We start from the raw sequence: 12,034 nt of genomic DNA, 5'->3' as shown, positions 1-12,034 counted from the left end.
GGTGATCCCTCTAGGCAGGAGCAGTGCTATGGAGCGGCAGCTTGCCGAACGAGAACTGACCCCGCTGCTGATCGAGCTGGTGGATCTCGCACTCACCGCGAAGCAGGCGCACTGGAACGTCAGCGGCATGTGGTTCAGGCAACTCCACACGCAACTCGACGAACTTGCCGACGACGTCAGGCTCTGGTCCGACGACGTCGCCGAGCGCCTGACGACGATCGGCATCGCCGCTGATGCGCGGGTCGCGACGGTCGCGGCGAAAACCCCGTTCGCCGGCTTCCCCAGTGGTTTCGTCGGCAGTACGACGGTGGCACCGCTCATCGTCGAACGGCTGAGCAAGGTCACCGAGAACAACCAGAGCCGGATCGAGAAGCTCGGCGCTGTCGACCTCGTCAGTCAGGACCTGGTCATCGGTATCACCGGCGGCCTGCAGAAGCACGAGTGGATGTTTGCCGCCGAACAACCGAGTCAGCACCCGTAGAACTGTGGAAGGACTCCCCATGACCACGACCGAGCAGACAACCGCCCTCATCCGCGGCCGGACCGTCGCTTCGTTCACCAGCTACGCCGAGGCCCAGCGCGCGGTGGACTACCTGTCGGACAACGGCTTCCCGGTCGAGAACATCACGATCGTCGGCTCCGACCTGAAACAGGTCGAGCGGGTGCTCGGCCGGATGACGAAATGGAAGGCCGCGCTGGCCGGTGCCGGAACCGGCGCCTGGTTCGGCGTGCTGATCGGCCTGCTGCTGTCGCTGTTCGCGGACTCCGGCACCGCCGTCGTGGTGATTCTGCTCTGGGGCTTGCTCTACGGAGCGATCTTCGGGGCGATCTTCGGATTCATCGCGCACCTGTTGACTTTCGGTGAGCGCGATTTCTCCGCCTCCGGGATGACCGTGGCGACCCGGTACGAGGTGTACTGCACGTCCGAGCACGCGGCCAGGGCCGCCGAAATGCTGGCGCGCATGCCCACCCGTGGCGCGACGACCGCCTGATTCCCGGAACCACATGTTCCAGGGATGTGCACCCATCCTGACCGGAGCAGGTTGGGGGTGTATCCGTGACAAGCCAGACGAAGGCCCGGAGTACACCCGGAGTACACAGGAGGGAAGACCATGGCGAAGGCCGTCGGCATCGACCTGGGCACGACCAACTCAGTGATCGCGGCGATGGAGGGCGGCCAGCCAACGGTCGTCCCGAACGCCGAGGGAGCCAGAACCACGCCGTCGGTGGTGGCGTTCACGGACTCCGGTGAGCGGCTGGTCGGCCAACTGGCACGCCGTCAGTCCGTACTCAACCCCAAGGGCACGATCACCTCGGCCAAACGGTTCATCGGCCGGAGGTTCGAGGAGGTCTCCTCCGAGCTGTCCGCGGTCTCGTACGACGTGGTCGCCGGGCCGGACGGAGCCGTCAGGTTCGAGATCCGGGGCCTGCTGCACGCGCCCGAGGAAATCTCCGCGCTGGTGCTGCGCAAACTGGTCGAGGACGCCGGCAAGTTCCTGGGGGAGAAGGTCACCGAAGCCGTCATCACGGTGCCCGCGTACTTCAACGACGCCCAACGTCAGGCGACCAAGGACGCCGGCCGGATCGCCGGCCTGGAGGTACTGCGGATCATCAACGAGCCGACTGCGGCGGCGCTCGCGTACGGCATGGACAAGCTGGAGAACGAGACGGTTCTGGTTTTCGATCTCGGCGGCGGCACGTTCGACGTCAGCGTGCTCACGGTCGGCGACGGGGTGGTCGAGGTCCGGGCCACAGCCGGTGACTCGCATCTCGGCGGCGACGACTTCGACCGGCGGATCGTCGACAAGCTGGCCGACGACTTCCACCGCGAGGTCGGGATCGACCTGCGCAGCGATCCGCAGGCGCTGCAGCGGCTCTTCGAGGCCGCCGAGAAGGCGAAGGTCGAGCTCTCGTCGGTCACCCAGACGACGATCAGTCTGCCGTTCATCACCGCGAACGCGCAGGGTCCGCAGCATCTCAACACCACACTGATGCGATCCACCTTCGAGCAGTTGACCGCTGACCTGATCGATCGGTGCCTCGGCCCGGTGGAGCAGGCGATGGCCGACGCCAAGATGACCGCCAACGACATCGACGAGGTGATCCTGGTCGGCGGCTCGACCCGGATCCCGGCGGTGCAGGCGCTGGTCCGCCGGATGACCGGCGGCAAGGACCCCAACATGACCGTGAACCCGGACGAGGTGGTCGCCATCGGCGCTGCGGTCCAGGCCGCGATCATCAAGGGCGAGGTCAAGGACGTGCTGCTGCTCGACGTCACGCCGCTGTCGCTGGGGCTGGAGACCATTGGGGGCGTGATGACGAAGGTCATCGAGCGCAACACCACCATCCCGGCCCGCCGGTCCGAGATCTTCACCACCGCCGAGGACAACCAGACCGCGGTGGACGTGGTCGTCCTGCAGGGCGAGCGGGAGCTGGCGGCGGACAACCGGGTGCTGGCCCGCTTCCGGCTGGAGAACATCCGCCCGGCGCCGCGCGGCGTACCGCAGATCGAGGTCACCTTCGACATCGACGCCAACGGCATCCTCCATGTGTCGGCCAAGGACAAGGACACCGGCGCGGAGCAGAAGGTCACGATCAGCGAGACCTCGAACCTGGACCAGTCCGAGGTCGAACGGATGGTCGCGGATGCCGAAGCGCACCGCAGCGACGACAGCCGGTTGCGTGAGCTGGTCGATGCGCGGAACGCGCTGGACTCGGCCGCCTATCAGGTGGAGAAGGTGCTCGCCGAACGCGGCGACGCGGTGGCTGAGCACGACCGCGCCCGGGCCGGCATGCTGGTCGGCGACGCCCGCGAGGCCCTCAAGGACCAGGAAACGCCGCTGGATCGGCTGCGTTCGCTGACCGGGGAGTTGCAGCAGGTCGCGCAGGCGCTGAACTTGAATCCGCCGCCGCAGGGCTCCACCGGTACGCCGCCCGCGGACGGCGGTGATGACGACGTCATCGACGCCGAGTTCACGACGAGTTGATGGGGATGGCTGACCAAGAGACCGGCACCGGTACGGCGCAGCCGGACGGGCCAGACCTGGAGGAAGCCCGCGAGAAAGCCGCCGAGATGGAGGACAGGTGGCGGCGCACGGCTGCCGAGCTGGACAACTTCCGCAAGCGGGTCGCCCGGGAGGCCGGCCAGGAGCGGGAGGCCGAACGAGCCAGGGTCGCTGCCAGTTGGCTGCCGATCGTCGACAACCTGGAGCTGGCGCTGGAGCACGCCGACGCCGGAGACGACGCGATCGTCAAGGGTGTCCAGGCCGTGCGGGACCAGGCGCTCGCAGTACTCGCCGGACTCGGTTACCCCCGGTTCGACGACCGCGACAAATCCTTTGACCCGGGCCTGCACGAGGCGGTCGGCACCACGCCGGACCCTGAGGTACCGGCCGGGACGATCGTGCATGTCATCAGGCCCCGGTACGGCGACGGGACCCGGGTGCTTCGTCCGGCTGCCGTCATAGTCTCCGCGGGGGAGAGCTGATGCCTGCCGGGGATTTCTACGAGATCCTCGGGGTCTCCCGCAGCGCGAGCGCCGACGAGATCCAGAGCGCCTACCGCCGGCTGGCTCGCCAGTACCACCCGGACGTCAACAAGGACCCCGGCGCGGAGGAACGGTTCAAGCAGATCTCGGAGGCCTACGACGTACTGTCCGATCCGCAGCAGCGGAAGCGGTACGACGCCTTCGGCGCAGACTTCCGGCGCGTCCCTCCGGACGTCGACCCCGACACGTACGCCCGTTCCCGCGCCGGCGCCGGTGGCCGGGCCGGGCCCGGCGGACGGGCCTGGGAAGGCAGCCGGCAGACCGGAGCGGGGGATTTCGATGCCGAGGGCATCGATCTGGAGGATCTGCTCGGCGGGATGTTCGGTGGGCGAGCTGGGCGCGGCTGGGGCCGGATCCCGGGTTCCGACCAGGAAGTGGAGCTGGAGCTGTCGGTCGAGGAGGCCTACCGGGGTGGGAACCGGAAGCTGACCGTGCGCGGTCCGACCGGCGCGGAGCGGGCGATCGACGTCAAGATCCCGGCCGGTGTGACGAACGGCCAGCGGATCCGGCTCGCCGGGCAGGGCGGCCAGGGCACGGCCGGCGCGCCCGCGGGCGACCTGTACCTGGTCGTCCGGATCGCGGATCATCCGCGTTACCGGCTGTCGGGTCGTGATCTCGTCGTCGATCTGCCGCTCGCCGCTTGGGAAGGTGCACTCGGGGCGTCGGTGACAGTCGAGACGCCCGGCGGCGACGCGACGGTGAAGGTGCCGAAGGGCAGCTCGACCGGACGCAGACTGCGACTCAAGGGGCGCGGTCTGCCGAACCCGCGCGGGACGCCGGGCGACCTGTACGCCGAGGTCAAGCTGATGGTGCCCGGCGAGCTCAGCCGTGAGGAGAAGCGCCTGTTCGAGGAGCTGGCCGGTACGTCGAAGTTCGACCCGAGGAGGCGGTCATGAGCCGGCAGTTGACCAGACCCAGCAGGTTCGCACTGGAGGACTTCGGCCGGCTGTCAGGGATACATCCGGACCTGCTCAGGCGGTTCGTCGCCCTCGGACTGCTCGAGGCCACGACCGACCGCGGCGGTGAGTTGTGGTTCAGCCCGCTGCAGCTGGGCCGGGTGGCCCGGATCCAGCGGCTGCGCGCCGGGTTCGCCTTGAACTACGCGGCGCTGGGGCTGGTGATGGATCTGCTGGACCGGATCACCGTACTGGAGGCGGAGCGCCGGCGTTTCGCCCGGACAGGAGCCAGAACATGGATATGAACCGGCTGACGCAGAAGTCGCAGGAGGCTCTGCACGACGCTCAGACCAAGGCCCTGCGGTTCGGGCACAGTCAGATCGACGGCGAGCACCTGCTGCTTGCGCTGCTGGAGCAACCGGACGGCCTGGCCCCGAGACTGCTGGCGCAGGCCGGTGCGGATCCCGACGGGCTGCGGGACCGATTGGAACAGGAGCTGAACCGGCGTCCCAAGGTCAGCGGTCCGGGCGCGGAGCCCGGACAGGTGCTGGTCACCCAGCGGTTGTCCCGGCTTCTCGACGCCGCGGACCGGGAGGCCAAGCGGCTCAAGGACGAGTACGTCTCGATCGAGCATCTGGTCGTCGCTTTGCTGGACGAGGGGCGGCAGAGCACCTCCGGACGACTGCTCGCCGAGCAGGGGTTGACGCGCGACGGCTTCCTGTCGGCGCTGACTGCCGTCCGGGGAAACCAGCGGGTCACCTCGGCGATGCCGGAAGCGTCGTACGAGGCGCTGGAAAAATACGGCCGGGACCTGGTCAAGGACGCGTCGCAGGGCCGGCTGGATCCGGTCATCGGCCGCGACAACGAGATCCGCCGGGTCGTGCAGATCCTGTCCCGCAAGACCAAGAACAACCCGGTGCTGATCGGCGACCCGGGTGTCGGCAAGACGGCGATCGTCGAGGGGCTCGCGCAACGGATCGCCAACGGCGACGTACCGGAGGGGCTGCGGGACCGGACGGTGTTCGCGCTGGACCTGGCGTCGCTGGTTGCCGGGGCGAAGTATCGCGGCGAGTTCGAGGAACGGTTCAAGGCCGTGCTCAACGAGGTCAAGGCGGCCGAGGGCCGGATCCTGTTGTTCGTCGACGAGTTGCACACAGTGGTCGGCGCGGGGGCGACCGAGGGGGCGATGGACGCGGGCAACATGCTGAAGCCGATGCTGGCCCGCGGTGAGCTGCACATGATCGGCGCGACCACGCTGGACGAGTACCGGATGCACGTCGAGAAGGATGCGGCGCTGGAGCGCCGGTTCCAGCCGGTGATCGTGGACGAGCCGACGGTCGAGGACGCGATCTCGATCCTGCGTGGTCTGCGTGAGCGGCTCGAGGTCTTCCACGGCGTGAAGATCCAGGACGCGGCGATGGTGGCGGCCGTCGTACTGAGCCATCGGTACATCTCCGACCGGTTCTTGCCGGACAAGGCGATCGACCTGGTCGACGAGGCGTGCGCGATGCTGCGGACCGAGATCGACTCGATGCCGGCCGAGCTGGACGAGCTGACCCGGCGGGTCCGCCGGCTGGAGATCGAAGAGGCCGCGCTGGCCAAGGAAGAAGACGCTGCCAGCAGGCAGCGACTGGACGAGTTGCGCAAGGAGCTGGCCGATCTGCGGGCCGAGGCTGACGCCATGCAGGCGCAGTGGGAGGCGGAGCGGCAGGCACTGCGCAAGGTGCAGACCCTTCGGCGGGAGATGGAGCAGGTCCGGCAGGAGGCCGAGCAGGCCGAACGCGACTACGACCTGAACCGGGCCGCCGAACTGCGGCACGGCCGGCTGCCGGAACTCGAACGCCAGCTCGCGGCCGAGGAGGAACGACTGGCCGGCAAGCAGCACAGTCACCGGCTGCTGCGAGAGGTCGTGACCGAGGAAGAGATCGCCTCGATCGTGTCGCGCTGGACCGGCATCCCGGTCAGCCGGCTGCAGGAGGGCGAACGGGAGAAGCTGCTGCGGCTGGACGAGGTGCTGCACGAGCGCCTCGTCGGTCAGGACGAGGCGGTCCAGTTGGTGGCGGATGCGATCGTCCGGGCCCGTTCGGGGATCAAGGATCCGCGCCGGCCGATCGGCTCGTTCATCTTCCTGGGACCGACCGGGGTCGGAAAGACCGAGCTCGCGAAGACGCTCGCGGCGGCGTTGTTCGACACCGAGGAGAACATCGTCCGGATCGACATGAGCGAATATCAGGAGCGGCACACGGTGAGCCGGCTGGTGGGAGCCCCGCCCGGGTACGTCGGGTACGAGGAGGGTGGCCAGCTGACCGAGGCTGTCCGGCGCAAACCGTACTCGGTGGTGCTGTTCGACGAGATCGAGAAGGCACACCCCGATGTCTTCAACACACTGCTGCAGATCCTCGACGACGGCCGGCTGACCGATGCGCAGGGGCGGACGGTCGACATGCGCAACACCGTGATCATCATGACCTCGAACATCGGCTCGGCGTACTTGCTGGACGGCGTGACGGCTGACGGGCAGGTCAAGGAGGATGCCCGGGACGCCGTGATGGAGGAGCTGCGGCGCCAGTTCCGGCCGGAGTTCCTCAACCGCGTCGACGAGATCGTGCTGTTCAAGCCGCTGACCATGTCCGAGATCGAGCGCATCGTCGACCTGATGTTCGACGACCTGCGCGCCCGGCTGGCGGATCGCCGGATGACGCTGGAGGTGGAACCGGAGGCGGCTCGGCACATCGCCGCTCAGGGCTTCGACCCGGTCTACGGCGCCCGCCCGTTGCGGCGGTTCATCGCCCGCGAGGTGGAGACGCGCATCGGTCGCGCACTCCTCAGCGGTGACGTGCTGGACGGAGCGGTGATCCGGGTGACCGTCGAGGACGGCGACATCACCGTCACGCGCGAGAACCCGGTGGAGGTGGCGGCATGAACGTCGTGACGTGCCCGAATTGTCAGCGCCGCAACCGGGTGCCTGGCGCGGCGGAAGGCACGCCCCGGTGTGGTAATTGCCAGCAGCCACTGCCGTGGATCGTCGACGCCGGCGACAACGATTTCGCCGAGGTCGTGGAGCAGTCGGAACTGCCCGTCCTGGTCGATGTCTGGGCTCCGTGGTGCGGACCCTGCCGCATGGTCAGTCCCGTACTCGAGCAGCTCGCCACCGAGAAGGCTGGACAGCTCAAGCTGGTCAAGATCAACGCCGACCAGGCTCCGGGGCTGTCCCAGCGCTTCGACGTGAGATCCATACCGACCCTGATGGTGTTCCGGCATGGCCAGGTTGTCGCCACGCAGATCGGCGCCGCCCAGGCGTCGGCCCTGCGGCCATGGCTGGAAGGCGCACTGGCCAAGGAGCCGGCCCCGTGAGCAGCGTGCCCGAGCGGTCCCGATGAAGGAAACGCCCGATCTGTACGGCGCCTATCCCCGGTTGGACGAATCCCAGCTGGCCGAGCTGAACTCGCTCGGCGAGCGCCGTACGACCAGTACGGGCGAGGTGTTGCAGCAGGCGGGGGAGTCGCCGGACGAGTTCATCGTCGTACTCGACGGCACCGTGGCCAGCGTGCAGGATGTGGCCGACGAGGAGCGGGTGATCGCCGTTCACGGCCCACGCCGCTTCCTCGGCGAGATCGGCATGCTGTCCGGCCGGCCGTTGTTCCTCACCGCGATGGCGCCGGAGCCGGGCGAGGTGCTGGCCGTGCCGCTCGACCGGCTGACAGACCTGACACAGCGCGACGCACGGTTGGCCGACCTGATTCTGCGAGCGTTTCTGGTCCGCCGGTCGCTGCAGCTCACGCTCGGCGCCGGCTTCGCGATCATCGGGTCACGGTTCTCGGCGGACACGCGCCGGTTGCGTGAGTTCGCGGCGCGCAACCGCCTGCCGCATCAGTGGATCGACCTGGAGACCGACACGGAGGCCGAACGCCTGCTGCGCGAACTCGGCATCGAGCGGGACGAGACGCCCGTGGTGATCTGGCGGGGCGAGGTGCTGCGGAACCCTGACAACGCACGCTTGGCAGCTGCGGTGGGGCTCCGCCCTGCGGCGCCGGTGCAGTCGGTGTGCGACCTGATCGTGGTCGGCGCTGGACCGGCTGGTCTCGCTGCGGCGGTGTACGGCGCGTCGGAAGGCTTGGCGACTGTGGTCCTGGATGCCGTGGCCACCGGCGGCCAGGCGGGCACGTCGTCGAGGATCGAGAACTATCTGGGCTTTCCGGCGGGCATCAGCGGCGCCGAGCTGGCCGACCGCGCCGAGATCCAGGCCAACCGCTTCGGCGCCGAGATCACGGTGCCTGCCACTGCCCTCGCACTGGAAGAGCGGGACGGGCACCACGTCGTACTGCTGGAGAACGAAACACGCATCAGCGGTCGAGCGGTGCTGATCGCCTCCGGCATCCGCTACCGGCAACTCGACCTGCCCGGAATGAACGGCGTCACGTCGGCGAGCGTCTATTACGCGGCGACCGAACTGGAGGCGAACCTGTGCCGGAACGACCCGGTGGTCGTCGTCGGGGGCGGCAACTCCGCCGGGCAGGCCGCGGTGTTCCTGGCCCAGCACGCGGCCGAGGTGCTGCTTGTTGTCCGGAGCAACGAACTTGGCCGGGACATGTCCCGCTACCTGGCTGACCGGATCGAGCGGACCGAGCGGATCCAGGTCCTGGTACACAGCGAACTCCGCGAGGTCCATGGTGAACGCGCGCTGGAGGAAGTCGTGGTCGAGGACCTGAAGACGGGCGAGCGCCGCGCAGTACCGGCGAAAGCTTTGTTCGTGTTCATCGGCGGCATCCCGCACGTCGGCTGGCTGCGTGGTCGAATCGACCTGGACGATCGGGGGTTCGTCCTCACGGGCAGCCAGATTCCCGGCGAGCGGCAGCTGCTCGAGACCAGCAGGAAGGGAGTCTTCGCCGTCGGCGACGTCCGCAGTGGGTCGGTGAAGCGAGTGGCCGCCGCTGTCGGCGACGGCGCCTTTGCGATCCGCATGGTTCACGAACACCTCCACCTGGCCCACACCTGAACCCGCCGTGAGGCAGCAAGAGCGCGGAACTGCAGGTGACCCGAACGGATGGACGACCACCTGTTCTGGGGATGTGTGTCATCCGCTGGTGGACGAGATTTGGAAGCGAACGAGCACGACCCATGACAGCGGGAGGTCGAGCATGGTGGATCCTCATGTGACCCAGGTCAGGCCGGTCCGGCCACGCACACCCGAAGGGTGCGAGGAGTGCCTCGAGCTGAACTCACCATGGGTGCACCTGCGGCTGTGCCTTAGCTGCGGCCACGTCGGCTGCTGCGACTCGTCGCCGCTGAAGCACGCCCGCGCTCACGCGGCGTACGACGGACACCCGATCGTGCAGTCGTTCGAACCGGGTGAGAACTGGCGCTGGTGCTACTTCGACGAAGCCTTCGTCTGACGTGCACCACCGGACGGAACCACCCACTCATCCCACTGAGGATCGACTTATGTTCAACCACCGTCAGGACCTTCAGTTCACCACGGTTCCCGAGCACCCGGACGCCGTGTACGCCCGCCGTCTGGAGGACGTGATCGGCAGCCAGTACGACGAGATCGGCGTCGCCATGCACTACATGTTCCAGTCGTGGGACATGCACGTTCCGGGCAGGTATCGCGACCTGCTCTTCGGCCTCGGCACCGAACAGGTCGCCAGCCTCGAGATGCTGGCCACGATGATCGCGCAGTTGCTGGAGCATGCGCCGGTGGATGTCCTCGACGCCGCTGTCCGGCTCGACCCGACGGTCGCCGCGGTGATCGCCGGCACCGATCTCGAGCAGGCGATCGCCACCGGTGCCGGAGCGCATGCCGCGGCCAACCCGTGGAAAGGGGCCGCCGGCAACGTCAGCGGGAATCTCGCCGCCGACTTCCGGACCAATGCCGCCGCCGAACTGAACCGCCGGACGCAGCTCTCGCGGCTCTATCGGCTGACCGACGACGCCGACATCCGGTACCTGCTCTCGTTCTTGTTGGCACGAGCCGCGGCCAACCAGCGGCTGTGCCGATCCGTCTCCGCAGAACTGGCGGAAGAAGCGCCGTCGCAGCGGGGACGGACGTAAAGGCCGAGACGCGCCTCAACCGCGAAGACGCCGAGCGGCCGCTTGCCGGTGGCAGCGTCCACTGGATCGACCTGCACCGACCCTCCGCGGAGCCGGGCGACCGCAGCCTCGTCGAGGTGCATTGCCTCTACTCCGAGCGGCGCATGGTCACCATCCACCGTGACGAGGTTCCGGCGCTGACCGACCTACGGCGCACGTACGAGGGCGGCACGAAATCTGTCGAGGACCCGATCTGGCTCGTGGACGTGGCGGCCAGTTGTTCGAACAGGCGCCGCTCCTCGTCGGTGAGCCGGCTGGGCACCATGATTCGGACCTCCGCGCACAAGTCACCTCTGCGGCCGGCCGTCCCCGGCATTCCGCGGCCGCGCAGACGTAAGGGTCGCCCGCTCGACGAACCTGGCGGGACTTGCACCTTCGCCTCGCCTCCCGGCGTGTTCACGGCGACCCTGGCACCCAGGGCTGCTTCCCACGGCGTCAGCGGCAGCTGGACCCAGATGTCACGCCCTTCGACCCGGTATCGGGGATGAGGAGCGATGCGTACGACGAGGTACAGGTCGCCGGCGCCTCCGCTTCCCTGTCCGCCTTGGCCGGTCAGCCTGATGCGCTGACCGTCGGTGGCACCGGGCGGGATGGTCACCTCCACGCTGCGCGTTCCGCCGGGCCCCGCGATGGTGAGCCACCGATGCACGCCCTTGTACGCGTCGTCGACCGAGAGTTCGAGCTCGAACTCCTGATCCGCCCCTGAGACGGGCGCCGAGCTCGGCCGACTGCGCGGCCCGAAGAGATCATCGAGGTCGAGGCCGACCTCGTCGTACCGCTTGCGAAGCTCGGGGTCGGACAACACGTCGTACGCCTCGGAGATCTCCCTGAACCGCTTCTCGGCTTCGGGGCCCTTGTTGATATCCGGGTGGAAGGTGCTGGCGAGCTTGCGGTATGAGCGCTGGATCTCGTCCGACGAGGCGCCGGGCCGCAGCCCGAGCACCTCGTAGAATCCACGTTCCGCCATCGGCCTACCGCCTCGCGGAGTTGTCGCTGCCTACTTCACCTCGACGTGGCGGCGTTGACGGGCGGAGCTCTTCGGCACCCGCACGTGGAGTACGCCGTCGTCAAGCGTGGCTTCTATGCCATCCTCGTCCACGGGGTCCGGCAGGACGACCTCGTAGCGGAAGCGGCCCCATGAGCGGTTCTGGCGGCGCAACCAACCGGTCCGCTTCTGTTCCGGGCGTTCGCCGCTGATCACGATCCGCCGGTCCTCGACGTCGATGTTGATGTCCTTCTTCTTGACGCCTGGCAGTTCGATCTCCAGAAGATAGGCGTCGTCGGTCTCCTCCAAGTCGGCCAGCGGGGTGAAGCCGTCCGAACCGAGTAGCGACGGCAAATCCGGCCACTGCCCCTGGAACAGCTGAGACATCTGCTGCGTCAGCCGGTCGAACTCGCTCGCCGTGTCCCAATGGGCGACATCGTTCCTGGTGCGTTGTGCGGGCACTGCCATCCTCTGCTCCCTTCCTCCTGTGGCCGGTCGGATCGCCAGGCCATATCT

At 68.2% G+C, this 12,034-nt stretch carries 13 protein-coding genes; 11 read left to right on the top strand and 2 right to left on the bottom strand.

The window, feature by feature from the left end; all coding sequences use genetic code 11:
* Positions 1-28: 28 nt before the first annotated feature.
* The 11 genes from ACFYRU_RS22210 (at position 29) to ACFYRU_RS22160 (ending at position 10,494) form a co-directional block, all read left to right on the top strand.
* Positions 29-481, top strand: a complete 453-nt coding sequence (locus ACFYRU_RS22210; RefSeq protein WP_387661898.1) for a Dps family protein — start codon at positions 29-31, stop codon at positions 479-481.
* 19 nt (positions 482-500) lie between these two features.
* On the top strand, positions 501-992 hold the full coding sequence (locus tag ACFYRU_RS22205) for a general stress protein (RefSeq protein WP_387661896.1): 492 nt from the start codon (positions 501-503) through the stop codon (positions 990-992).
* Between the two features lie 120 nt (positions 993-1,112).
* On the top strand, positions 1,113-2,987 hold the full coding sequence (dnaK, locus tag ACFYRU_RS22200; protein WP_387661894.1) for a molecular chaperone DnaK: 1,875 nt from the start codon (positions 1,113-1,115) through the stop codon (positions 2,985-2,987).
* A 5-nt stretch (positions 2,988-2,992) separates the two neighbouring features.
* Positions 2,993-3,487: a nucleotide exchange factor GrpE gene (locus ACFYRU_RS22195; RefSeq protein WP_387661892.1), complete on the top strand. Its 495-nt coding sequence runs from the start codon at positions 2,993-2,995 to the stop codon at positions 3,485-3,487.
* Positions 3,487-4,443: a DnaJ C-terminal domain-containing protein gene (locus ACFYRU_RS22190; protein WP_387661890.1), complete on the top strand. Its 957-nt coding sequence runs from the start codon at positions 3,487-3,489 to the stop codon at positions 4,441-4,443. Before ACFYRU_RS22195 ends, ACFYRU_RS22190 begins: the two co-directional genes overlap by 1 nt.
* Entirely contained in the window at positions 4,440-4,748 is a 309-nt protein-coding gene (locus ACFYRU_RS22185; protein WP_387661888.1) for a chaperone modulator CbpM, read from the top strand. Before ACFYRU_RS22190 ends, ACFYRU_RS22185 begins: the two co-directional genes overlap by 4 nt.
* Positions 4,739-7,366 carry an ATP-dependent chaperone ClpB gene (gene clpB, locus ACFYRU_RS22180; protein WP_387661886.1) on the top strand — a complete coding sequence of 876 codons (2,628 nt, stop codon included), beginning with the start codon at positions 4,739-4,741 and terminating at the stop codon, positions 7,364-7,366. Before ACFYRU_RS22185 ends, clpB begins: the two co-directional genes overlap by 10 nt.
* The gene (trxC, locus tag ACFYRU_RS22175) at positions 7,363-7,797 is read left to right on the top strand and encodes a thioredoxin TrxC (RefSeq protein WP_387661885.1); all 435 of its coding nucleotides are present in this window, start codon (positions 7,363-7,365) and stop codon (positions 7,795-7,797) included. The genes clpB and trxC overlap by 4 nt, the downstream gene beginning before the upstream one ends.
* A 22-nt stretch (positions 7,798-7,819) precedes the next feature.
* Entirely contained in the window at positions 7,820-9,439 is a 1,620-nt protein-coding gene (locus tag ACFYRU_RS22170) for an FAD-dependent oxidoreductase (RefSeq protein WP_387661883.1), read from the top strand.
* 142 nt (positions 9,440-9,581) lie between these two features.
* The gene (locus tag ACFYRU_RS22165; protein ID WP_387661881.1) at positions 9,582-9,836 is read left to right on the top strand and encodes a UBP-type zinc finger domain-containing protein; all 255 of its coding nucleotides are present in this window, start codon (positions 9,582-9,584) and stop codon (positions 9,834-9,836) included.
* Between the two features lie 49 nt (positions 9,837-9,885).
* On the top strand, positions 9,886-10,494 hold the full coding sequence (locus ACFYRU_RS22160; RefSeq protein ID WP_387661879.1) for a manganese catalase family protein: 609 nt from the start codon (positions 9,886-9,888) through the stop codon (positions 10,492-10,494).
* 127 nt (positions 10,495-10,621) lie between these two features.
* Here the strand turns inward: ACFYRU_RS22160 and ACFYRU_RS22155 are convergent, their stop codons facing one another.
* Both ACFYRU_RS22155 and ACFYRU_RS22150 read right to left on the bottom strand, forming a co-directional pair.
* Positions 10,622-11,500 (bottom strand): DnaJ C-terminal domain-containing protein, encoded by an 879-nt coding sequence (locus tag ACFYRU_RS22155; RefSeq protein ID WP_387661877.1) that lies wholly within the window; start codon positions 11,498-11,500, stop codon positions 10,622-10,624.
* Between the two features lie 30 nt (positions 11,501-11,530).
* Positions 11,531-11,986 (bottom strand): Hsp20/alpha crystallin family protein, encoded by a 456-nt coding sequence (locus ACFYRU_RS22150; protein WP_387661875.1) that lies wholly within the window; start codon positions 11,984-11,986, stop codon positions 11,531-11,533.
* Positions 11,987-12,034 lie beyond the last annotated feature (48 nt).

The sequence above is a fragment of the Kribbella sp. NPDC004536 genome (assembly GCF_042873835.1).
GTDB lineage: Bacteria > Actinomycetota > Actinomycetes > Propionibacteriales > Kribbellaceae > Kribbella.
Note: the sequence above shows the minus strand (reverse complement) of the source record. Positions and strands in the feature narration are given on the sequence as shown.